Source organism: Glycomyces amatae (genome assembly GCF_020991375.1).
Classification (GTDB): Bacteria; Actinomycetota; Actinomycetes; order Mycobacteriales; family Micromonosporaceae; genus Glycomyces; species Glycomyces amatae.
Map to the genome: position 1 here is coordinate 578,872 of NZ_JAJLQZ010000001.1, position 23,019 is coordinate 601,890.

A 23,019-nucleotide genomic window follows, 5' to 3' on the forward strand; every position below is an offset into this window, starting at 1 on the left:
CCCATGGCAGTGGACACCATGGAAGCGCCCGCGCTGGTCGACGACCGCGCACCGGCCCGCCACCTCAAGGCCGGCGTCGTCTACGCCGCCCTCGGCCTGCTCCTGGTCGTGCTCGCGCTCACCGCGCTCGACGGGGACCGCACCACCACCGTCGCCTTCGACAGGACCCTCGCCGACGCCGACTGGGCCCTGCCCACGTTGGGCGCGGTCATCGCCCTCGGCGCCGTCACCGCCGCCGCGGGCGCGTGGATGATCGCCGGCCTCGCGCACCGCTGGTTCAAGCTCGCCTCGGTCGCGGCCGTGACGGCGTTCGTGCTCGCGCTGCTCGTCTGGTCCTACTCCCAGCCGGGCACGGTCTTCCGGGCCGAGTCGATCCTCGCCGGGGCCCTGTTCCTGTCGCTCCCCTACATGTTCGGCGCCCTCTCGGGCGTCGTGTGCGAGCGCTCGGGCGTCATCAACATCGGCATCGAGGGCCAGTTCCTCATGGGCGCCTTCACCGGCGTCCTGGTCGCCAACATCACCGGGAACGTCTACGCGGGCATGGTCGGCGCGATGCTCGCCGGGGCGCTCTCCACGATGCTCCTCGCGCTGCTGGCCACCAAGTACCAGGTCAACCAGGTCGTCGTCGGCGTCATCCTCAACCTGCTCGCGCTCGGCTTCACCAGCTTCATGTACGACCAGCTGAAGAAGGCCGACGGGCTCAACGACGCGTTCTCGATCCCGACGATCTCCTGGGGCCCGCTCGCGGACATCCCCGTGCTCGGCCCGGTCCTGTTCCAGCAGAAGCTGTTCGTGTACGTCGGCCTCGTACTCGTGGCCGCCGTCTGGTTCCTGCTGTACCGCACCCGCTGGGGCCTGCGCACCCGCGCGGTGGGCGAGCACCCGGCGGCGGCGGACTCCATGGGCGTCGACGTCAACCGGCTGCGGTTCTGGAACGTCACGGCTGCGGGCCTCATCGCCGGGTTCGGCGGCGCCTGGTTCACCATCGCGAACTCCCTGGCGTTCAGCAAGAACATGACCGCCGGGCTCGGGTTCGTGGCGCTCGCCGTCATGATCGTGGGCCGCTGGAACCCCCTCGGGGTCCTCGCGGGCGCGCTCATCTTCGGCTTCACCACGCAGGTCGCCCGCGACCTCGACGCCTCCGGTTCGTCCCTCGTCCCCGGCGAGTTCCTCCAGATGCTCCCGTACGCGGTCACGCTCGTGGTCGTCGCCGGGCTCATCGGCAGGGCCAAGGCCCCCGCGGCCGACGGCGTGCCCTACAACCCGGGGGACAAGTGACGATGGCCGACATCGACTGGGACCTGCTGCGCGGCGAGGCCCGCGCGGCGATGCGCCGCGCGTACGTCCCCTACTCGAAGTACCCGGTGGGCGTCGCCGGGCTCGTCGACGACGGCCGGATCGTCTCGGGCTGCAACGTCGAGAACGCCTCCTACGGGCTGACCCTGTGCGCCGAGTGCGGCATGGTCTCCCAGCTCGCCAACACCGGCGGCGGGCGCCTGCTCGCCGTCGCCTGCGTCGACGGCGCGGGCGAACCCCTCACCCCCTGCGGCCGCTGCCGCCAGCTGCTCTTCGAGCACGGCGGACCGGACTGCCTCGTGGACGAATCGCCCGGGCCGACCACCGTGGGGGCCCTGCTCCCCGGCGCGTTCGGGCCCGACCACCTGGCGCAGGATTGAACCGCGCCCCGGGACCGGGGCGCCCCGCATCGCTAGTGAGGGAACGCCAATGATCACCGCTGTCGACGTCATCCGCACCAAACGGGACGGCGGCGAACTCTCGACCGCCCAGATCGACTGGGTCATCGACGCCTATACGAAGGGCGCCGTGGCCGACGAGCAGATGTCCGCCCTCGCGATGGCGATCTTCCTCAACGGAGCGAAGCCGCGCGAGATCGCCGACTGGACCGCCGCGATGATCCGCTCGGGGATCACGCTCGACCTCTCGTCCGTGGGCAAGCGCTGCGTGGACAAGCACTCCACCGGCGGCGTGGGCGACAAGATCACCCTGCCGCTGGCCCCGCTCGTCGCCGTCTTCGACGTCGCGGTCCCGCAGCTGTCGGGCCGCGGACTCGGGCACACCGGCGGGACGCTCGACAAGCTCGAGTCGATCCCCGGCTTCCAGGTCGACATGACCGAGGCCCAGGTCCTGGAGCAGCTCAAGGAGATCGGCGCGGTCATCTGCGCCGCCACCGGCGACCTCGCCCCCGCCGACAAGAAGCTGTACGCCCTGCGCGACATCACCTCCACCGTGGAGGCGATCCCGCTGATCGCGTCCTCGATCATGTGCAAGAAGATCGCCGAGGGCGCCGACGCGATCGTGCTCGACGTCAAGGTCGGCTCGGGCGCGTTCATGAAGGAGTTCGGACAGGCCCGCGAACTGGCCGAGACCATGGTGCGCCTCGGCGCCGACCACGGCGTCGACACCCGCGCGCTCCTGACCGACATGTCGGTCCCGCTGGGCCGCACCGCGGGCAACGCCCTGGAGGTGCGCGAGTCCGTCGAGGTCCTCGCCGGGGGCGGCCCCGAGGACGTCGTGGAGCTGACCGTGGCCCTCGCGAAGGAGATGCTCGCGGCCGCGGGCAAGCCCGACGCCGACCCCGCGGCGGCCCTGAACGACGGCCGCGCGATGGACGTGTGGCGCAGGATGGTCGCCGCCCAGGGCGGCGACGCCGACGCCGAGCTCCCCCTCGCCCGCGAGACCGAGGAGGTCACCGCGGACGCCGACGGCTTCGTGTCCGAGATGGACGCCTACGCGGTCGGCGTCGCGGCCTGGCGCCTCGGCGCGGGCCGCGAGCGCCAGGGCCAGCCGGTCCAGGCGGGCGCGGGCGTCGAGATCCTCAAGGCCGTGGGCGAACCGGTCAAGGCCGGGGAGGCGGTCCTGCGCCTGCACACCGACACCCCCGAGCGCTTCGCGGCCGCGAAGGAGACCCTCGAAGGGCAGTGGTCAGTGGGCGCCGAGCCCGCCGAGCGCGGCCCGATCGTCCTCGACCGCGTCACCGCATAAGGCGCGCGACGGCGCCGGGACCGGGTCCGGTCGGTGCGGCGGTGGCCGGGCCGGTCGCCGCCGGGCTCGGCCGGGCGCCCTCCCGGCAGTACCGCTCCGTCCGTGAACGCCACGGAAGCAACCACTTTCGTGCGCATCGCGTGTTGTCCAAGTCGGACTCCCTCATCATCGCCTGTTGGCGGACGACGACTGCCACGACAGCACACGACTGGACAAGGAGCCCCATGCACTCCGCACCCTCTTCGGGCACGCGTGTCAACGCACGCCTGGCGGCAGCGGTCGTCGCCGGCCTGGCCGCCACCGCGGGCCTCGCGGCGCCGGCCGTCGCCCAGGACGCCGATCCCCACCACCCCTACCTGCTCGGCGACGTCGTCGTCACCGAAGCGCCGCAAGGGACCACCGTCGCGGTCACACCGACGTTCCTCCAGGAGCGCGGTCTCGACCCGGACACCGCGGCGGTGGTGGTCGAGTTCGACGATTCGGTCGCGCGGCTCGGTTCCCGCTACATCGGCGCCGAAGCGGTCGCCGACTACGACAACTGCGCCGACACCGCCGTCGGCCAGGTCGGCGGCATCGTATGCGTGATCACCGATGTCGCGGACCAGGTCGGAACGGCGCTGACGCTCACCGATCCGATCGGCTATGAGATCCTCGCGCAGGCGCCCGGCCCGTATGACGTCTGCCGGTGCGCCTACCGTGTCGCCACGGTCGACGCCGCGACGCTTCAGGCCGAGTACGGCGGGGTGACCTGGGACCCGGCGTCCCAGAACCTCCTGGGGATCGAGGCCGCCGACGCATGGGACCCCTCGGCGGGCACGGCCGGCACCGTCACGCTGGTCACCGCGGCGAACCCGTACGACCTCAAGGTCACCGGCAACAACACCTTCGGCGGGGCGGTCGGCGACCTGTACACCGCGCCGGTCTGGTTCGGCAACGACGGCCCGGCCCTCGGCCTCGACATGTCCTTCGACGACCAGGGCTCCTACGTGATCCGAGGGCGGATGCCCGACGGGATCGAGCTGGCGAGCCTCGACGACGCCCCCTACTGGAACTGCGTCGACGAGGCCGCACTGGGAGAGGAGTACGACCGGGCCGAGGACACGGTCCTTGATCGCTTCGACTTCGTCTGCTACGCCGAGTCGATCCGATCGCGGACCCAGTTCTCGTTCGGCATCCGCATCGTGGGCGGCTCGGGCGAGCAGGGCATGATCGAAGTCGCGCCCGCGTACACCAGCCCCTATGCGGACTCCCTCGACGCCGACTCGTCGAACGACGTCATGCCGTTCATCAACGCGCTGCCGCCTGCCGGGGCCGGAGGCGACGGCGACTAGACGCGGGCGCGCACCGGTGACAACGGGCGGCCCCGCTTCGGCGGGGCCGCCCGCCGCTCGTCTTCGGGCCTCAGCGGTCGGCGCGTTCGGCGAGCCAGCCGGCCATGGCGCGGACGCCGTGGCCGATCGCCCGCTCGTCGGGGTCGAAGGTCCCGAAGTGCGGATAGGAGGTCGCGATCCCGGCGCCGGGCGCCTCGACGCCCAGGAACGTGAAGGTGCCGGGGATCCGGTCGAGGAACAGCGCGAAGTCCTCCCCGCTGAACGGGATCGACGCGTGCATCACGGCGACCGACTCCGGCCCCAGGGCACGCTTCAGGTGCCGTCTGAGCGCGTGGGCCTCCCGCTCGGGGCAGACCATCGCCGGGAACGGGTCGGCCGGGAAGTCCACGACCGCGTCGCCGTAGGCGGCGGCGATCCGGTCGACGTCCGCCCGGACGTCGGTGTACCGCTCCTCGGGCCAGCACCGCGAGGACACCTCCACCGTGACGCGGCCGGCGTCGTCGGGCTCGCCGACGCGGGCCCGGATGTTGACGAACTCGGCGAGCGGGCCGTCGGGGACCTGGACGTCGGCGATGAGCCGCTCCAGGTCGGCGGGGCCCTGCGGCTGCGACACCGTCGCGAGCGCGCCGATCTCGGCGGCGAGGCGCGCCGCCCGCCCGGCCGCGTCGGCACCGGCGACCGCGACCGAGCCGCGGTCCTGGCCCGGGAGGCCGACGCCGGGATTGACCGCGAACGCGCCCACCGGGAAGGGCCCGCAGTGCAGCGCGTGGATCTCCTCGGGGCAGGCCAGGTCCAGCGCCCCGTCCTCGATCATGGCCCGGGCCCCCTCCAGGGACTCCTCGGCGGGCTGGAAGACGGACACGACGGTGCCGCGCAGGCGACGGCGCAGGCGCGCGAGCACCTGCGCGACGCCGACGCCGATGGCGGTGTGCAGGTCGTGGCCGCAGAGGTGGGCCGGGGCGGCGGTGCCGTCGATCTGGTCCTGGACGGGGACGGCGTCCATGTCGGCCCGGTAGGCGACGGTGCGCCCGCGCCCGCGTCCTCTGAGGACGCCGACGACGCCGTGGCCGCCGACGCCGGTGGTCACCTCCAGTCCGGCCGCGGCGAGTCGCTCGGCGACGATCCCGGCGGTGCGCTCCTCTTCGCCGGGGCCCTCGGGATGGGCGTGCAGGTCGCGCCGGAGCGCGATGAGATCGTCCTCGAGTCCGGCGGCGACGCCGTCGATCGCCTCGGCGCTCATGCGGTTCGCTTCAGCGTGCGCGGGCGCGGGCGCGGATGCGGCGGCGCCGGCCACGGCGGCGCCGAGCACGGCGCGGCGGGTGACGGACGCGGTGCGGCGGGACATGCTTCCTCCAGAAGGCGGCGGTGCCGGAGACGGACGTCCCCTCATTCTGTTTCGGCGAGGACCGCGGGCGCAGTCATGCCAGCCCCCGCATCCGCCCTGGGGCAGACCCCCGCCGCGGCGGCTCCTCCCGGTCGCCGGAGGAGCCCGTCGCCGTTGCAGGGCATGACTTCTGGCAGATGCCCTCGCGCCCCGCGCGGTCTACGCTGGAGGCGGCCACCGCTCCGACGACCCGAGGGGGACCCCGTATGCGCCTGTCCACCAGGAGGCTCCTGCTGCTCGGCGCCGCCGCCGGGCCGCTGTTCCTCGTCGCGTCCACGGTCCAGAGCCTGCTGCGCGCCGACTACGACCTCGTCCGCCACCCGATCAGCTCCCTGTCGATCGGCGGCCCCGGCTGGGTGCAGGACGCGAACTTCATGGTGACCGGGCTGCTGACCGTCGCCCTCGCGCTCGGCGCCCGCCGGGTGCTCGCCCCCGGCCGCGGCTCCCTCTGGGGCCCGGTCCTGCTGGCCGCGTGGGGCGTCGGCCTCATCGGCGCGGGGGCGTTCGAGTCCGACCCGGTGAGCGGCTTCCCGCCCGGCACCCCCGAGCAGATCACCGACTACACGGCGGCGGGCTTCCTCCACGACCTGTTCTCGATGCTCGGCTTCGCCTGCCTCATGGCCGCGGGGCTGGTCCTCGCGGTCCGCTTCGCGCGGACCTCATGGCCCTGGGCGGTCTACACCGTCCTCACGGTCCTGGGCTTCGGCGTCCTCATGGGCCTGGCGAGCGCCGCGTTCGGCCAGTCCGCGGCGTTCGTCGACTACGGCGGCTTCTACCAGCGGGCCGCGCTCCTGGTCGGGTTCGCGTGGACGACCGCCCTCGCCCTGCGCCTGCTCCGGGCCGACACCGAGACGTCATAGGCCCGGGGGAATCATCGGGCGCCGCGATCGGTTGACGCCCGGTATGAGCATCATCGGATTCATCGGCAGCGGCAACATCGGAGGCACCCTCGCGCGCATGGCGGTGGCGGCGGGGCACGACGTGGTCCTCAGCAACCGGCGCGGCCCGGACTCCCTGGCCGGGCTCGTGGCGGAACTGGGCCCCAACGCCCGCGCGGCGACCCCGGCCGAGGCGGCCGAGGCGGGCGACCTCGTCGTGGTCACCGTCCCGCTGCACGCCTACCGGGCCGTCCCGGTCGCGGAGCTGCGCGGGAAGGTCGTCATCGACACGGACAACTACTACCCGGACCGCGACGGCCGGATCGCCGAGCTCGACGACGAGTCCACCACCACCAGCGAGCTGCTCCAGGCCCACCTGCCGGAGTCGCGCGTCGTCAAGGCCTTCAACAACATCTTCTTCAAGCACCTCCCCGTGCTCGCCCGGCCGGGCGGCGACCCCGAGCGCTCGGCGCTGGCCGTCGCGGGCGACGACGAGGCCGCCAAGCGGGCCGCGGCCGCGTTCATCGACTCGATCGGCTACGACGTCCACGACGTCGGCCCGCTCGCCGAGGGCTGGCGCTACCAGCGCGACACCGCGGCGTACGTGCCGTACTTCGGCTCCGCGCCGACCGGCGGTCCCGACTTCGCGGCCGCGCCGCGCCGGGTCACCGCCGACCGGCTCGAGGAGCTGCTCCGGGCCGCGAAGCGCTACCGCGACATGTGACGAGACCTGCGGACGCACCGGAGGGCCGGCGCCCGAGGCGCCGGCCCTCCTTCCTCATCACTGGGCTATGCGGCCAGGAACGCGGTGTTGAGCAACAGGTTCGGGCTCCCGTTGACTCCGGACACGGCGTCGGCGACGGCGCCCCCGGTCAGGGCCGCGGCGACCTCGTCCGGGGTGGCGTCGGGGTTGGCCTCGAGGTAGAGCGCGGCCACGCCCGCGACGTGCGGGGTCGCCATCGAGGTGCCGGAGATGGTGTTCTCGGCGTCCACGGCGTCGATCCACGCGGAGGTGATGCCCACGCCCGGCGCCAGGATGTCGACGCACTCGCCGAAGTTGGAGAACGAGGCGGCGGCGTCGTCCTCGTCGGTGGCGCCCACGGTGATCGCGCTCGGCTCCGAGCCGGGGGAGACGTTGCACGCCTCCTGGCCCTCGTTGCCCGCGGCGATCGCGAAGGTCACGCCCGAGTCGACCGCTGCGGCGATCGCGTCGTTGAGCGCCTGGCTGAAGGAGCCGCCGAGGCTCATGTTGGCCACGGCCGGGCCGGTGGCGTTGGCGGCGACCCAGTCGATGCCGCCGATGATCGCCGAGTACGAGCCCGAGCCCTGGCAGTCGAGGACGCGGACGGCGCGGACGGTGACGTCCTTGGCGAGGCCGTACGTGGTGCCGCCGATGGTCCCGGCGACGTGGGTGCCGTGGCCGTGGCAGTCCGCCGGGTCGGCGTCGTCGTCGATGAAGTCGTAGCCCTCGCCGATGCGGCCGGTGAACTCCTGGTGCTCGGTGTTCAGGCCCGTGTCGAGGATGAACGCCTCGACGCCCGCGCCGGACTGCGTGTACTCGTAGGCCGCGTCGAGCGGGAGCGCGTCCTGGTCCACGCGGTCGAGGCCCCACGAGGGCGGGTCGGCCTGGACCTCGGCGACGTGCGCCCACTGGTCCTGCTCGACGTAGGCCACGGCGTCGTCGGCGGCCAGTTCGAGCGCCTCGGCCTCGGTCATCTCGGCGACGTAGCCGTCGACGAGGCCGAGGGTGTCCTCGACCTGGACGTCCACGCCGAGGTCGTCGGCGAGCGCATTGAGTCCCTCGGGGGCGGCGTCGTCGAGGACGACGATGTACGAGCCTTCGATGGCGTCGGGGGAGTCGGCGCCGATGATGAGGTCCGCGGCGTCCGCGGGCTCGTCGGCCGAGGCGAACGCGGTGGCCGCGATGAGCGAGCCTCCGGCGGCCGCGGCGGCGACTGCTATCGCGGTCGCCGTGCGCAACCGCCCTTTCGTTCCTGCCTTTGACACAGGAGCACTCCTTCTGTCGTCCCCCGGGGGTTTCGCGGTGCTTGGGCCGCGGCCGCCCCGGGGCGGGTGGTGGTTCGGGCCCGGTGCGCCGAGGCGGGGGGCGGGCCCGGGTCCGCTGCCGAGGGGGTCGGCGGCGGACCGTGCCGGCCGCCCGGTCCGTGGGCGGACGGGCGGCCTGGGATCGACGGGGTCCGGTGGCCCGGACCGGCGCGGATCGGACCTCGCGGTCCGGTCCGGCGCGGACCGGGCCGGGTGGCCCGGCCCGCATCACCCGTCCGGGCCCAGCGGCCTTTGACGGGCCGTCAGACCCTGTGAGGAGCCTAACTGTTAGAACAAAACGTGTAAAGGCCCTGTATTGGATGAACCGATCACTGAATGTCAAATCCTGCGAAAGGTCCAAAACGGACTGAACGTCCGAGGCCCCGCGCTCGATGAGCGCGGGGCCTCGGACGGTGAGGGCCGGGCGGCCGGTGCGGGGACCGCGGGCGGGGCTCCGCCCGCGGTCGTACTTCATGCGGGTGTCAGAGCTCCAGCGACCAGCCGTTCAGCGTGCCGCGGTCGCCCGCGTAGGCGTCGACCACGCGCAGCGTCCAAGTGCCGCTTGCGGTCTCGTTCGACAGGTTCACCGGGTAGGTCGCGACGACGTCGTCGCCCGAGTCGAACCCGGAGGCCTTCAGCCGGTAGCTGGTGCCGTCGGGGGCGATCAGGTAGATCGCGAGGTCGCCGCGGTAGGTGTGGGTGATGTCCACCGAGACGGCGCTGTTGCTGCGGGCGGTGCCGTCGCAGGCGACGGCGAGGGTCGACTCGACGGTGGCCCGGTCGGGGATCGCGACGGCCGCCGAGCTGGCCGCGGCGCAGTCGCCCGGCTCGCCCGGGTCGGACCCGCCGTCCTCGGTCCCGGTGTACAGCAGCAGGTTCGGACTGCCCTGGACGTCCGAGACGCGGTCGGCGGCGGCGTTGCCGGTGACCCACGCGGCGACCTCGTCGGTGGTCGCGTCCGGGTTCAGTCCGAGGTGGACGGCGACGGCGCCCGCCACGTGCGGCGAGGCCATCGAGGTGCCCGAGATGGTGTTGGTGGCCGAGTTCGAGCCGATCCAGGCCGAGGTGATGCCCACGCCGGGCGCGAACACGTCGACGCACGAGCCGTAGTTGGAGAAGTAGGCGCGGGTGTCGCCGTCGTCGCTGGCGGCCACGGTGATCGCGGACGGCGCGGAGGCGGGGGAGACGTTGCAGGCGTTCTGGTCCTCGTTCCCGGCCGCGACCGCGAAGTCCACCCCGGCGTCCACTGCGGACTCGACGGCGGCGTTGAGCGAGGAGGAGTAGCCGCCCCCGAGGCTCATGTTCGCCACGGCCGGCTCGATCGCATTGGCCGCGACCCAGTCGATGCCGTCGATGACCCCGGCGGTGGTGCCCGAGCCGCTGTTGTCGAGGACGCGGACGCCGTGGAGGGTCACCTCCTTCGCGACGCCGTAGGTGGTGCCGCCGACGGTTCCGGCGACGTGGGTGCCGTGGCCGTTGCCGTCCTGCGGGGTCGCGTCGTTCTGGACGAAGTCGTACCCGTTGCCGACGCGCCCGGTGAACTCGCCGTGCGAGGCGTTGATGCCGGTGTCCACGATGTAGGCGTGGACGCCCGAGCCGTCGCCGAGGTACTCGTAGTCGCCGTCCAGCGGCAGGTCGAGCTGGTCGATGCGGTCGAGGCCCCAGGTGGCGCCGGTCTGGACGTCGCTGATCGAGACGACGGCGTTCTGCTCGACGAAGGCCACGCCGTCGGCGGTGGACAGTTCGAGCGCTTCGGCCTCGGTGGCCTCGACGAGGACGGCCTCGACCTCGTCGTAGCCGTCGATGACCGCGGCGCCCGCGTCGCCGGCGATCGCGTCGGCGTCGCGGTAGGCGGCGCCGTCGTCCATGACGACGATGTACTCGCCGTCGACGGCGTCGGGGGACGCGGCGCCGCGGATCTCGCCGACCGGGTCGGCGTGCGCGGCGAGGCCGCTGAAGGTGATCATGCCGACGGCGGTGGCGCCCGCCAGCGAGGCGGCCGCCAATCGTCGGACGGAACGGTGCGAGACGGTCATAGGGGGGTACTCCCTCTCGGTTCATCCGCCTGGCGCCCAATGCGGATGCACGGGGCGCACCGGGGCGGAGGTCGCGGTTCGGTGGAACCGGGCCTTTCGGGCTTTCACACCGAGGTTAGGGAAATCACAATGCAATGTGAAGACCCTGGAAGAGGTGGGTGAATCAGTGAATGAAGGACTTGTTACCAACAAGTATGGAAGCGCTCGTCCACGGTACAATGCTCCGCCTCGACCAGCCGGTCGACCGTCCGGGAGGGACGGAGCCCGCCGGCGGGGCGGGGCCCGGGCCCCGCCCCGCCCCACGTCGCGGTCTCACCCGAGTCGCATGGATCCCCTACCATCGGTAAGGGACAGCCCCATTCGACGGGAGGCCCATGACCGAGCCCGCCTCGCGAGCAGCGGCCCCCGCGAAGCGCGGGCGCCTGCGCAAGGCGGTCTCCAAGGGCATGCTGACCCTCGGCCCGTCGGTCCTGCTGGTCACCGTCTTCTGGGAGCAGGTGCGCGACCGCATCCCGATGAGCGCCCCGGCCCTGAGCGGCTCGGCGGCGCTGCTGATCCTGCTCGGCTTCCTCGGCCTGCTGAGCGAGGAGGTCGGGCGGCGCTGGGCGAAGCGCGCGGCCGGGAAGGTCGACCCGCACCGGCTGCTGTGGCTCGCCCGGCAGCGGCGGCTCTACATCGCGCAGCTGGCCGAGCACGTCGCCGAAGTCCAGCTGTACGGGCTCACCGCCCGCGGCCCCTTCGCGATGCGACTGCCCGAAGTGCACGTCGCGACCGGGCTCGTGCGCCCCGGCGGACACCCCGCCGGCCACGGCGGCCGGTCGCTGCTCGACCTGCTGGAGGCCCCCGAACGCCGCTGCCTCGTCGTGGTCGGACCGCCCGGCGCGGGCAAGACCACCCTCCTGCGCCACACCGCGCTCCGGCTCTGCCAGAACCGGAGCGCCGCCCGGCGCCGCCTGCCGGTGCTCATCTACCTCCGGGACCACGTCGACACCATCCTCGCCGACCCCGCCGCCGTCACCATCGCGTCACTGCTGGAGGAGACCCCGGCGCTGCGCCACCGCGCCATCGCCGAAGGCGTCCGGCTGCGCCTCGAGTCGGGGCGGGCCCTGGTCATGCTCGACGGGCTCGACGAGACCGCGGGAGTCGAAGCGCGCCAAGAGGTCGCACGCTGGATCAAGACGCAGACCGAGTGCTACCCCAAGTGCCGCTTCGTCGTCACCGCGCGCGGGCCCGGCCTCGACAACACCGTCCTGGCCGACTCCGACACCGTGCGCGTCAAGGGCTTCGACTGGCCCGACATCCAGCAGTTCGTCCGGCAGTGGTGCTACGCGGTGCGCTGCCAGGAGACCGAGCGCAGCGGCCGGGCCGTGCGCGCCCGGTCCGACAAGGACGCCGGACGGCTGCTCAAGCACATGGGCGACAGCCGGCAGCTGCGCGAACTCGTCTCGAACCCGCTGCTGCTCACCATGACCTGCAACGTCGATCGCTACCGCGGGCAGCTCCCGGGCAGCCGCGCCGAGCTCTACCGCGAGATGTGCGAGATGCTCATCCACCGGCGCCGCTCCCAGAGCAGCGTGCCCTCCAGCTTCGACCCGCTTCCGGCCGCCCTGAAGGCCGCGCCGCTGCGCGAACTCGCCCTGCGGATGATGCGCTCGCGGACCCGCCGGGTCCGCGGGCGCGACGCCGAGGCGATCTTCACCGACCGCCTGCGGGCCTCGCCGCGGCACGTCGACGCCGAGGACTACCTGCGCGGGGCGGTCGAGAGCGGCATCCTCGTCGCGGACGGCCACGACGGCTACTGCTTCGCCCACGTCACCCTCCAGGAGTACCTGGCCGCGGCGGCCCTCCGCGAGAACGGCGACGACGCGTTCCTGGCCAAGCGCATCGACCAGGTGTGGTGGCGCGAGACCGTGCTGCTGTGGGCCGCCGAGGGCCCCGCGGACGCGGTCGTCCGCGCCTGCCTGGGCGCGGGCGACGTCGATTCGCTGCTGCTGGCCGAGGAGTGCATGGAGGTCGCCGCCGAACTCGACCCGCGCCTCCAGTGGGAACTGCGCGAACTCCTCGAACGCCACTCCGCGATGGACTCCGAGAACCGGGCCCTGGTCGACGAATGGCTGCTGCGGCGCAACCTCGCCGAATCCGTGCCCGTCGGCCCCGACGCCGACCTGTGCACCGTCCCGGTCCGCTACGCCGTCTGGACCCGCTTCCTCACCGACCTGCGCTTCAACGACGCCCTCGAGCCCCCCGGGCGGCTGCGCGACGGCGAGTCGGCCGCCGGGATGTGGCCGGTGTACGTGCGCAAGTTCCTGCTGTGGGCCGACCACTACGCCGAACCCGGCCACCGCTACCGGCTCCCGGCGGCCGCCGAACTCGCCGAGTACTTCAAGGCCGTCCCCGCCGAGACCGTCGGACGTCCACTGTGGGTCGAAGCCGAACCCCACCCGCGGCTCTACTGCCCCGCAGGCGTGGCGAACTCCTTCACGGCGGAACGGGCCGCCGTCGCCGCCGCGCTGCGGGCCGACCGCGAACGCACCCGCGGCCACCGGGTCCTCGCGCTGGCCGTCCACATCGCCGCCCAGCGCGGCGACGCCAAGGTCGCCAACCCGATGCAGTTCCGCCACACCTTCCGGATGGCCCGGGCCGTCGACGCCCACCTGAGCCCCGACGCGGTCTTCGCCGAAGCGTTCGACCACCTGTGCAAGCGGGTGCGGGTCGTCGCGGGCATGCGCGGTTGGGAACCGGCCTTCGGATGGGAGGGGCACCTCGACGGCCTCGACGGCAACGACTTCGTGCGCTCGCTCATCGACCGCGGGACCTTCCCGGCACGGGAGGCCCCGCACGACCGGCTGGCCGTCCGGGCCCACCTCATCGGGGTGTCGCTGTGGATCCGCGAGGCGCTCGAGCACACCGAGACCCCCGCCCCCGGCGCCGAGGAGCGCTACCTCGACGCGGTCGGCGCCCCGGTCGGCGACGCCCCCGTCTACCCCGATGCGGTGGTGCCCGCCATCGACGAGGCGATCGAGGCCGCGCGCGGTTGGAAGGGCACCGACGACCCGTTCGACCCCTTGCGGGGCAAGACGGTCGAACTGCTCCGCGAATGCCGCCGGCACATCGCGCCGGTGATGGAGCGCCAGGCCCGCTTCGACGCCGACCTGCTCGGGTCGGCGCGGGTGGCCCTCAACATCGCGGCGGCCGTGGCGCACTCGCTGCGGGGCGACGAGGCCGCCGCCGACAGCCTCCGCAGAGCGATCGCCGGACTCGCCGTCGCCTCGGCACGGGTCGGCAGCGACGACGCGGGCGCGGACGGCGGCGACCTGCTGATGCTCGTGCGCGAACGCGTGCCCGACCCGGACGCGCCCCCGCGCCGCCGGCGCCCCGAGCCGCCGGTGCTGCCCGGCAAGGGCCTGGCCGGAGTGGTCGAGCGGATCGGAACATGGTGGCGGCGGGTCGGCGCGGGCGGGCGCGCCCTGCGCTGAGGGGCGAAGCCGGTGCCGCACCGCGCACCGGCGGCGCCCTCGCACCGGCCGCGCGACCCGGGCTCAGTCCGCGAGCGCCATCCAGCGCTCCTCGATCTCGTCCCGCTCGGTCTCCAGCGCCGACAACCGCTCCTGGAGTTCGGCCAGCCTGCCCGGGTCGGTCGCGAACTCGGCCATCTCGGCGTGCACGCCGCCGATGCGCTCCTCGACCTTCTCCAGGCGCCGCTCCAGTCGGGACAGCTCCTTCTGCGTCGCCCGGTCCACCGCCGCCGGCTTCGGCGCCGCGGCCGGCCGCGCCGCGGGCGCCTGGGGCTTCCCCGAGGACGCCTCGGCGCGGCGCTCCAGGTACTCCTCGATGCCGCGCGGCAGCATCCGCAGCCGCCGGTCGCCCAGCAGCGCCCACGTCTCGTCGGCGACCCGCTCGGTGAAGTACCGGTCGTGGCTGACCACGATCATCGTCCCCGCCCAGTCGTCGAGCAGGTCCTCCAGCTGCGTGAGCGTCTCGATGTCCAGGTCGTTGGTGGGCTCGTCGAGGAACAGCACGTTCGGCTCGGCCATGAGCAGGCGCGCCAGCTGGAGGCGGCGGCGCTGCCCGCCCGACAGGTCGCGCACGAGGGTGCGCTGGCGCCCGCCGACGAATCCGAGCCGCTCGGCCAGCTGCCCGGCCGACATCTCCTTCTTGCCCAACTGGACCCGCTTGGCGACCTGCTCGACGGCCTCGAGCACCCGCCAGGACCCGTCCAGGTCCTCCATGTGCTGGGTGAGCCACGCGAGTTTCACGGTCCGGCCGACCTTGATGCGCCCCGTGGCGGGCTGCCGGTCGGCCACCGCGTCCGCGAGGGTCCGCAGCAGCGAGGTCTTGCCCGCGCCGTTCACGCCCAGCAGCCCGATCCGCTTGCCCGGCCCCAGGATCCAGTCGAGGTGCTCGAGCAGGGTCTGGTCACCGGCCTTGACGGTGACGTCCTCGGCCTCGAACACGGTCTTGCCCAGCCGCCCGGTCGCGAAGCTGACCAGCTCGGCGGTGTCGCGCGGCGGCGGCTCGTTCGCGATGAGCTCGTTGGCGGCGTCGACGCGGAACTTCGCCTTCGACGTGCGCGCCTTGGGGCCCCGGCGCAGCCACGCCAGCTCCTTGCGCATGAGGTTCTGGCGCTTCTCCTCGGCGACGCTCGCCTGCCGCTCCCGCTCGGCGCGCGCCAGCACGTACGCCGAGTACCCGCCCTCGTACTCGAACACGTTGCCGCGCTGGACGTCCCACACGCCGTCGCAGATCTCGTCGAGGAACCACCGGTCGTGGGTGACCACCACGATCGCGGCCCGGGTCGCGCCCAGGTGCGAGGCGAGCCAGGCGATCCCCTCGATGTCGAGGTGGTTGGTCGGCTCGTCGAGCAGCAGCAGGTCGGCGTCGGCGGTGAGCACCCGCGCCAGGTCCGCCCGGCGGCGCTCCCCGCCCGACAGCGTCCCGATCCTGGAGTCCAGGCCCTCGGGCAGCGCCGGCGCGTCGAGCCCGCCGAACAGGCCCTGGAGGATCTCCCGCACCCGCGGCGACGAGGCCCACTCGTGGGCGTCGGCGTCGCCGAACAGCTGGCCGCGCACCGTCGCGGCGTCGTCGAGGGCGTCGGTCTGGCCGAGCACGGCCAGGCGGGTGCCGCCGGTGTGCACCACCCGGCCCGAGTCGGGCTCGTCCTGGCGGGCGATGAGCCGCAGCAGCGTGGACTTCCCGTCGCCGTTGCGGCCGACGACGCCGACGCGCTGCCCGGCGGCGATGCCGAGGGACACCGCGTCGAGGACCACCTGGTCGGGGTAGGCCTTCGAGACGGTTTCGAGGTTCACGAGATTGGGCGCTGACACGAGGGACAACACTACCTGCGGTTCCCCGGCGCGGCCGAGGCGCTCGGCGGCGCGGTGAGCCCGGCCGCGGGGCCGCGGCGCGGTGGCGGCGGGGTTGCGGACGGCGATCCGCTTCTATATGATGTCAAAAAAAGTCATAATGACGTCATGATCGGATACGTATGACATCCCCCAAGGCCGCACCGTCGCGCCCCGCGCCCCCGGACACCGCCCGCCCCCCGGCCGAACGGTTCGAGGCCGCCCGCGCCGTCCTCGCCGTCGTCAGGCTCCTGCCCCGCATCAGCCGCCCCCGCACCGCCCTGTTCGCCGCCACCACCCTCCTCACCGCCGCCCTCCCCCTCGCCATGACCATCGCCACCGGCCTCCTCATCGGCGCCGTCCCCGACGCCGCCGCGGCCGGACCCGGCTCCCCCGAAGCCCGCGACGCCTACCTCCTCCTCGCCGCCGGAGTCGCCGCCCTCCTCGCCGGACGCCTCGTGAACAATTTCCACAACGCGCTCGCCGCCAACCTCGGCCGCGAACTCGAACTCCTCCTCCAGGACCGCCTCCTCGCCGCCGTCGCCCGCCCCACCGGCATCGCCCACCTCGAAGACGACCACGTCCTTGCCCTCCTGCGCATCGCCCGCCAGCTCGGCGCCGACTTCATCCGCCCCGAACGCGCCGTCCGCGGCCTCGCCGCCATCGCCCCCGAGTTCCTCGCCGCCGCGGGCGCCTCCGTCGTCCTCTGCTTCTTCAACCTCTGGATCGGCCTCGCCTGGCTCGTCGCCTGGCCCGCCGTCTTCCTCGCCATGCAGGCCGACTACAACCGCATCGGCAAGGCGCTCTACATGCGCTCCACCGAGATGCGCGAGACCGAGTACCTCCGCGACCTCGCCATCACCTCCGGACCCGCCAAGGAGATCCGCGTCTGGGGCCTCATGGGCTGGCTCTTCGAACGCTACGACCGCCAATGGCGCGACCGCATGGACTACGCCCACCGCCACCAGCGCCTCCGCGTCCGCACCGCCGTCGGCGTCATCGGCACCCTCCTGGTCCTCACCGCCGCCACCGGCCTCGCACTCGTCGACGCCGGACTCTCCGGCGCGGTCGGCTTCGCCGCCCTCTCCGTGTACCTCGTCGCCCTCACCACCATGTTCAACTTCTCCGCGTTCGACGACACCGCCGCGTTCGTCGGCCTCGGCTCCCTGCCCGTCCCCAAGATCCTCGCCCTCGACGGCCGCCTCACCGCCGACGAGCGCCCCGCGACCGCCGAACTCCCCCCGGCCGCACCGGCGCACGCGATCCGCTTCGACGACGTCGCCTTCGCCTACCCCGGCGCCGACCGCCCCGTCATCGAAGGCCTCGACCTGGAGATCGCCGCGGGCTCCTCCCTCGCGATCGTCGGCCACAACGGCGCCGGCAAGACCAGCCTCGTCAAACTCCTCGCCGGCCTCTACGAACCCACCGCCGGCACCATCACCGCCGACGGCACCGACCTCGCCGACGTCGCCCCCGCCGCCTGGCGCACCCGACTCTCCGCCCTGTTCCAGGACTTCACCCGCTACCAGCTCACCGTCCGCGACAACATCGCGTTCGGCGCGCCCCACCTCGCCGGGGACACCGACCGCATCTGGAAGGCCTGCGAGCCCATGGGCATCCGCGCCCTCATCGAGTCCCTCCCCGACGGCCTCGACACGGTCCTCTCCAGCGAGTACGGCGGCGGCACCGACCTCTCCGGCGGCCAGTGGCAGCGCATCGCGCTGGCCCGCGCCCTCTTCGCCGTCCAGGCGGGAGCGAAGGTCCTCATCCTCGACGAGCCCGCCGCGGCCCTCGACGTCCGCGCCGAAGCCGAACTCTACGAGCAGTTCCTCGACATCACCGCCGGTCTCACCACCATCGTCATCTCCCACCGGTTCTCGACCGTGCGCCGCGCCGACCGGATCGTCGTCCTCGACGGCGGCCGCGTCGTCGAGGACGGCTCGCACGACCAGCTCATGGCCCTCGGCGGCCGCTACGCCGAAGCGTTCACCCTGCAAGCCGACCGCCTCGCCCGCACCAAGCCCCTGGAGTCCGCATGACCACCCGCGTCCGCAACGGCCTCCGCGGCCTGAAGTACGCCCTCGCCGTGACCGCCAGGGCCCACCCCAAGGCCGCCGCCGCGCAGATCGTCCTCGGCATCGTGCAAGCGGTCCTCATGCCGACCACCGTGTACCTCACGAAGGTCATCATCGACTCGGTCCAGACCGGGCAGACCCGCGACGCCTGGCTCGCCGCCGCCGGCCTCGGCCTCGGCGTCGCCCTCATGTGGACGGTCGTGTTCGTCTACGTCAAGCTCGTGTTCCTCGTCTTCGACCACACGGCCCGCGCCTCGGACCGCGAGATCATGGAGCTCATGGGGACCCCGCCCGGCCTCGACCACCACGAGCGGCCCGGCCACCTCGACCAGGTCCAGCGCATCCGCGAGGACCGCGGCCTCCTCGGCGGCGCCGTCAACTGGGTCGCCCAGTTCCTGCGCGGCCTGGTGACCATCCTCGTCGGCGGGGCGCTGCTGCTCGCCGTCCACCCGCTGCTCCTGGTGTTCCCGCTCGTCGCCCTCGCGGCGATGGCGATCTCCAAGCGCGCCGGGGACATCGAAGTGAAGGTCCAGGAGGCCACGAGCGAGCCGGAACGGCGCCGCCGCCACCTGTTCGAGGTCGCGACGCTCGCCGAGGCCGGAAAAGAGCTGCGGGTCTTCGGGTCCGCGGGCGAGGTCGCCCGCCGCCACCACGAGACCGGCGCGGCCGTCGTCGCCGAGCGCGGCCGCGGCCAGTGGAAGGCCGCGCGCCTCGCCACCGGCGAAGGCCTCCTCTCCGCGGTCGGCATGGCCGCGGGCATCGGCATCGTCCTCTACCTCGCGATCCGCGGCGAGGCCACCGCCGGGGACGTCATCCTCCTGGTGAGCCTCATCGGCATGGTCGCCAACGCGGCCGGGGCCCTCGGCATCCAGACCGCGCTCCTGGTCCGCACCGGGAAGCTCGGTACGCGCCTGATGTGGCTGCGCGCCACCGCGGCCCGGCCGAGCGGACCCGCCGTGCCCCTCGCCGTGCCCGACCGCCTCCACCACGGCATCACCCTCGACCACGTCGCCTTCGCCTACCCCGAGGCCGAGCGGCCCTCCCTCGACGACGTCACCCTCCACCTCCCCGCGGGCAAGATCGTCGCCCTCGTCGGCGAGAACGGCGCGGGCAAGACCACCCTCGTCAAACTCCTGTCCGGTTTCTACCAGCCGACGTCCGGCGCGATCACCGTCGACGGCACCCCCCTGGGCGACGTCGCGGTCGAGGACTGGCGCGAACGCATCGGCGCCACCTTCCAGGACTTCACCCGGTTCGAGTTCACCGCCCGCGAATCCATCGGCATCGGCGACCTCCGCGGCGGCCACGACGACGCGGACGTCCGCGCCGCCATGACCCGCGCCGGCGCCGACGACGTCCTCGACGACCTCCCCGCCGGACTCGACACCCGCCTCGGCACCCGCTGGGACGACGGCACCGACCTCTCCGGCGGCCAATGGCAGAAACTCGCCATCGGCCGCGGCCGCATGCGCACCGACCCCCTCCTCGTCCTCTTCGACGAACCCACCGCCGCCCTCGACCCCCAGACCGAGCACGCCCTCTTCGAGCGCTTCGCCGAAACCGTCCACACCGGACGCCAACGCGGCACCGTCACCGTCCTCGTCTCCCACCGCTTCTCGACCGTCTCCATGGCCGACCTCATCGTCGTCCTCGACCAGGGCCGCATCGCCGAGACCGGCACCCACGACCAGCTCATGGCCCGCGGCGGCGCCTACGCCGAGCTCTACACCCTCCAATCCGCCGCCTACCGCTGAACCCGCCCGCGCACCTCTCTACAATTCCGAAGGTCCCGGCCGCGCACGGCCGGGACCTTCACCCTCGACGACCGAAGGCCCCCAATGGACCACGAAGCCCCGGGCGACGAGCTCCGCATCACGGTGGAAGCCGCCGACCCCCGCAGCGGCGCCCGCCCCAACGCCGTCGACCCGACCCCCGAACACCCCGCGCGGACCCCGCCCTGCCCCCACCGAGTCCGCCTCCGCGACCTCGGCCCCACCGGCAGACTGCTCTGCGCCGGCGGCCTCCTCGTCCTCACCGCCGCCTGGCCCGTCCAGATCATCGGACTCTTCATCGGCGGCTTCCTCCTCTCCCTCGGCGCCGGCTTCGCCGGCCACTTCCCGATCACCACCGGCCTCGCCCTCCTCCTCGGCGCCATGCTCACCAGCGTCGGCGTGTTCGCCGTCCACCTCACCTGGAAGCGCCCGCACCGGCCCGACCCGGTCATGCTCTGGCTCAGCACCGCCGGCGCCGTCCTCACCCTGTTCGGCACGGTGCTCCTCGGCCGCTGGTTCGACTGGCACTGGGCCGCGGTCTTCACCGTCCCGTCGGCACTCGTCGCGGCCCTCCTGTGGCACCTGCGCACCCTCCTGGACGACCGGGACGACTGCGAGACCGAACCCGACCTCCCCCCGCGGGCCAAAGCCCTCCTCAAATGACGGCCCCGGCGCGCCGGCCCCGCTCACCCTTGAGCGCCAACCCTTCCCGCCCCCCGATGTCGGTGGGGAATGCCAGACTGGCGCCATGATCGACCACGTCTCCCTCCAATGCCAGGACCCGACCGCCGCCGCGGCCTTCTACGACACGGTGCTCGCCGCCCTGGGCGGGCGCCGCACCTTCGACTTCACCCCCGTCATCGGCTACGGCACCGACGACGGCAATGCTCCACTATGGATCGGACCCGCCGACACCCCCGGCGAGGCCCGCGAAACGCACCTGGCCTTCACCGCCCCCGACCGCGCCGCGGTCGACGCGTTCCACGCCGCCGCCGTCGCGCAGGGCGCCGCGGTCCTCCACGCGCCCGCCGTGCACCCCGAATACCACGAGCACTACTACGCGGCCTTCGTGCGCGACCCCGACGGCAACAACGTCGAAGCGGTCTGCCACACCCCCGCCTGAACCGGACCCGCAGCGCCGCAGGCGCTTCCGCGACCGGTCACACCGACCGGGCCGCCTCCCGCCCGAACGCGCGCCGGTACGCGGCGGGCGTCGTCCCCACCCGGTCGCGGAAACGCCTGCGCAGGTTGACCGCCGAGGACAGGCCGACCCGCACCGCGACCGCCTCGATCGGCAGGTCGGTGTCCTCCAGCAGCACCCGCGCCGCCGCGATCCGCTGCGCCAGCAGCCACCGGCCCGGACTGGTGCCGAGCTGCTCGCCGAACCGGCGCGCGAGCGTCCGCGGCGAGAGGCGGCTCCGGGCGGCCAGGTCCTCGAGCGTCAACGGCTCGTGGAGCCGCTCGGCGGCCCACTCCAGCAGGGCGCCTAGGGACTCGCCGGGCTCCTCCTCGACCGCCACCGCGTACTGCCGCTGCCCGCCTTCGCGATGCGGCGGCATGACCATGTGGCGGGCGATCCGCGCCGCGTGGCCGGCCCCGTGGTCGGCGCGCACGAGATGCAGGCACAGGTCGATCCCCGCGGCGGTCCCCGCACTGGTCGCGATGTCGCCCAGGTCGATGTACAGCGCATCGGGATCGACGTCGACGCCCGGGTAGCGCGCCGCGAACTCGGCGGCGTACCGCCAATGCGTGGTCGCTCTGCGCCCCTCGAGCAGACCCGCCTCGGCCAGCAGGAACGCGCCGGTGCAGATGGCCGCCAGGCGGGCCCCGCGAGCATGCGCGGCCCGCACCGCCTCCACGACCGCCGGACTCGCGGCCGCGTCCTTCCCCGCCCAGGCGGGGACCACGATCGTGTCGGCCTCGGCCAGGGCCCCGAGCCCGTCGGTGACGTAGAGGGCGCCGCCGGACTTGGTGCCCACGACCCCCGGGCGCTCGGCGCACACCCGGAACGAGTACCGGTTCGGCATGCCGGGCCGGTCGAGCCCGAACACCTCGGCGGCGCTCCCCAGCTCGAACTCGGCCTGCGGCGGTTGGACGAGGGCGACGACCCGGTGCAATCCCATGGCACGAAAGTACCCTGGCATGTCGATCCTGTCACTGGCGCGCCGACGCCGGGCCCGGCGATGATGGGCCCATGACTGAGACCATGGGCCCGATCCTCGACGACCTCCGGGCCGTGCAGGTCGACGCGGTCAAACCCGTCGAGGTCGCTCCCGGGGTCATCCGGCGGCGCCTGCCGGGGACGGGCCGCGCCGACGGGTGGCTGTACGACCTCGTGCCGGGCGTGGCATGGCCCGAGGCGGCGCTCCACCCGGGCGAGGAGCGCTGCTACTACGTCCTGTTCGGCGAACTCATCGACCGCGACCGCCGCCTCGGCCCCGGCAGCTACCTCGTGCTCGGCCCGGGGAGCCCCTACCGCCCCCGCACCGAGACCGGAGCCCGAGTCCTCGGCGTCAGCATCGCGCCATGACCGGCTCCGACCTCGTGCGGCCACGAATCCATGCGGCCTCCAGCCCCGCAGCGGCGGCCCGCACCATGACCGGCCTCGGACCTGCGCCTCCCCGACGCCGCGGCGGCCCGCGCCGTGACCGGACCCGGAGGCACACCTCCCCGACCCCGCTACGGCGGCCCGCACTGTGACCGGACCCGGAGCTGCGGTGCTCCGACCCCGGTGGCGGCCTGCGCCATGGCCGGACCCGGGGCTGCCCGCCGCGACGGCCCCGGGCCGTTCGGCCGCGCGGGTTGTCGGTGCCGGTTCCTATGCTCAGGGCATGGAACTGGAGTTCAGCGGTGAGGTCTGGTACTGGCGCGGGCCCGCGCCCTGGTATTTCGTGACCGTGCCCGAAGCGGGCTGCCGCGAGCTCGCGGCAGCCTCCGGGGTGGTCAGCTACGGCTGGGGCATGATCCCCGCGAACGTCCGGATCGGGCAGATCGCCTGGTCGACCTCCTTGTGGCCCAAGGACGGCGCGTACATCGTGCCGTTGAAGTCCGATGTCCGCCGGAAGGCCGGCGTCGATGACGGCGATGCGGTCACGGTCCGGTTGACCGTGGACCTCTGAAAATCTCGTATCGGTGCTCTAGTAGGTGTGGGC

The 23,019-nt window shown here is 73.4% G+C and carries 18 protein-coding genes; 13 read left to right on the forward strand and 5 right to left on the reverse strand.

The features are described 5' to 3' along the window. The first annotated feature begins 3 nt into the window (after positions 1–3). The 4 genes from LO763_RS02805 to LO763_RS02820 all read left to right on the forward strand — a co-directional run bounded on the left by LO763_RS02805 (position 4) and on the right by LO763_RS02820 (position 4,334). Positions 4–1,278, forward strand: a complete 1,275-nt coding sequence (locus tag LO763_RS02805) for an ABC transporter permease (protein ID WP_230600395.1) — start codon at positions 4–6, stop codon at positions 1,276–1,278. 2 nt (positions 1,279–1,280) lie between these two features. Then, entirely contained in the window at positions 1,281–1,676 is a 396-nt protein-coding gene (locus LO763_RS02810) for a cytidine deaminase (protein ID WP_230600398.1), read from the forward strand. A 49-nt stretch (positions 1,677–1,725) separates the two neighbouring features. Then, entirely contained in the window at positions 1,726–3,003 is a 1,278-nt protein-coding gene (locus LO763_RS02815; RefSeq protein WP_230600399.1) for a thymidine phosphorylase, read from the forward strand. A 224-nt stretch (positions 3,004–3,227) separates the two neighbouring features. Further along, positions 3,228–4,334, forward strand: a complete 1,107-nt coding sequence (locus LO763_RS02820) for a hypothetical protein (RefSeq protein ID WP_230600401.1) — start codon at positions 3,228–3,230, stop codon at positions 4,332–4,334. 70 nt (positions 4,335–4,404) lie between these two features. Here LO763_RS02820 and LO763_RS02825 read toward each other — a convergent pair whose 3' ends face one another. Next, entirely contained in the window at positions 4,405–5,679 is a 1,275-nt protein-coding gene (locus tag LO763_RS02825) for a M20 metallopeptidase family protein (protein ID WP_230600402.1), read from the reverse strand. 245 nt (positions 5,680–5,924) lie between these two features. Here LO763_RS02825 and LO763_RS02830 point away from each other — a divergent pair, with 245 nt between their 5' ends. Then, a complete protein-coding gene (locus LO763_RS02830; RefSeq protein WP_230600404.1) occupies positions 5,925–6,578 on the forward strand; it encodes a DUF998 domain-containing protein in 654 nt (217 codons plus the stop codon). Between the two features lie 43 nt (positions 6,579–6,621). Further along, positions 6,622–7,320 carry an NADPH-dependent F420 reductase gene (locus tag LO763_RS02835; protein WP_230600405.1) on the forward strand — a complete coding sequence of 233 codons (699 nt, stop codon included), beginning with the start codon at positions 6,622–6,624 and terminating at the stop codon, positions 7,318–7,320. 65 nt (positions 7,321–7,385) lie between these two features. Here the strand turns inward: LO763_RS02835 and LO763_RS02840 are convergent, their stop codons facing one another. Beyond that, the gene (locus tag LO763_RS02840; protein ID WP_230600407.1) at positions 7,386–8,603 is read right to left on the reverse strand and encodes a S8 family peptidase; all 1,218 of its coding nucleotides are present in this window, start codon (positions 8,601–8,603) and stop codon (positions 7,386–7,388) included. A 521-nt stretch (positions 8,604–9,124) separates the two neighbouring features. Beyond that, positions 9,125–10,678, reverse strand: a complete 1,554-nt coding sequence (locus LO763_RS02845) for a S8 family peptidase (protein ID WP_230600409.1) — start codon at positions 10,676–10,678, stop codon at positions 9,125–9,127. 374 nt (positions 10,679–11,052) lie between these two features. On the opposite strand from LO763_RS02845, the gene LO763_RS02850 reads away from it, so the two are divergent. Then, the gene (locus LO763_RS02850) at positions 11,053–14,154 is read left to right on the forward strand and encodes an NACHT domain-containing protein (RefSeq protein ID WP_230600410.1); all 3,102 of its coding nucleotides are present in this window, start codon (positions 11,053–11,055) and stop codon (positions 14,152–14,154) included. 63 nt (positions 14,155–14,217) lie between these two features. Here the strand turns inward: LO763_RS02850 and LO763_RS02855 are convergent, their stop codons facing one another. Then, positions 14,218–16,002 carry an ABC-F family ATP-binding cassette domain-containing protein gene (locus tag LO763_RS02855; RefSeq protein ID WP_230600411.1) on the reverse strand — a complete coding sequence of 595 codons (1,785 nt, stop codon included), beginning with the start codon at positions 16,000–16,002 and terminating at the stop codon, positions 14,218–14,220. 161 nt (positions 16,003–16,163) lie between these two features. Between LO763_RS02855 and LO763_RS29340 the strand changes: the two genes are divergently transcribed. The 4 genes from LO763_RS29340 (at position 16,164) to LO763_RS02875 (ending at position 20,990) form a co-directional block, all read left to right on the forward strand. After that, positions 16,164–18,059, forward strand: coding sequence for an ABC transporter ATP-binding protein (locus LO763_RS29340; protein ID WP_304608762.1), 1,896 nt, complete (start codon positions 16,164–16,166; stop codon positions 18,057–18,059). Further along, complete coding sequence (locus LO763_RS02865; RefSeq protein WP_230600412.1) at positions 18,056–19,849, forward strand: ABC transporter ATP-binding protein; 1,794 nt, start codon at positions 18,056–18,058, stop codon at positions 19,847–19,849. The genes LO763_RS29340 and LO763_RS02865 overlap by 4 nt, the downstream gene beginning before the upstream one ends. Before the next feature lie 84 nt (positions 19,850–19,933). Beyond that, on the forward strand, positions 19,934–20,530 hold the full coding sequence (locus LO763_RS02870) for a hypothetical protein (RefSeq protein WP_230600414.1): 597 nt from the start codon (positions 19,934–19,936) through the stop codon (positions 20,528–20,530). Between the two features lie 85 nt (positions 20,531–20,615). Next, the gene (locus tag LO763_RS02875; protein WP_230600415.1) at positions 20,616–20,990 is read left to right on the forward strand and encodes a VOC family protein; all 375 of its coding nucleotides are present in this window, start codon (positions 20,616–20,618) and stop codon (positions 20,988–20,990) included. 37 nt (positions 20,991–21,027) lie between these two features. On the opposite strand, the gene LO763_RS02880 is transcribed toward LO763_RS02875, so the two are convergent. Next, complete coding sequence (locus LO763_RS02880) at positions 21,028–21,990, reverse strand: GlxA family transcriptional regulator (protein ID WP_230600416.1); 963 nt, start codon at positions 21,988–21,990, stop codon at positions 21,028–21,030. Positions 21,991–22,061: 71 nt separating this feature from the next. On the opposite strand from LO763_RS02880, the gene LO763_RS02885 reads away from it, so the two are divergent. Then, positions 22,062–22,397, forward strand: coding sequence for a cupin domain-containing protein (locus LO763_RS02885; protein ID WP_230600418.1), 336 nt, complete (start codon positions 22,062–22,064; stop codon positions 22,395–22,397). Positions 22,398–22,698: 301 nt separating this feature from the next. Then, the gene (locus tag LO763_RS02890) at positions 22,699–22,986 is read left to right on the forward strand and encodes a DUF1905 domain-containing protein (protein WP_230600419.1); all 288 of its coding nucleotides are present in this window, start codon (positions 22,699–22,701) and stop codon (positions 22,984–22,986) included. The last annotated feature ends 33 nt before the right edge of the window (positions 22,987–23,019 follow it).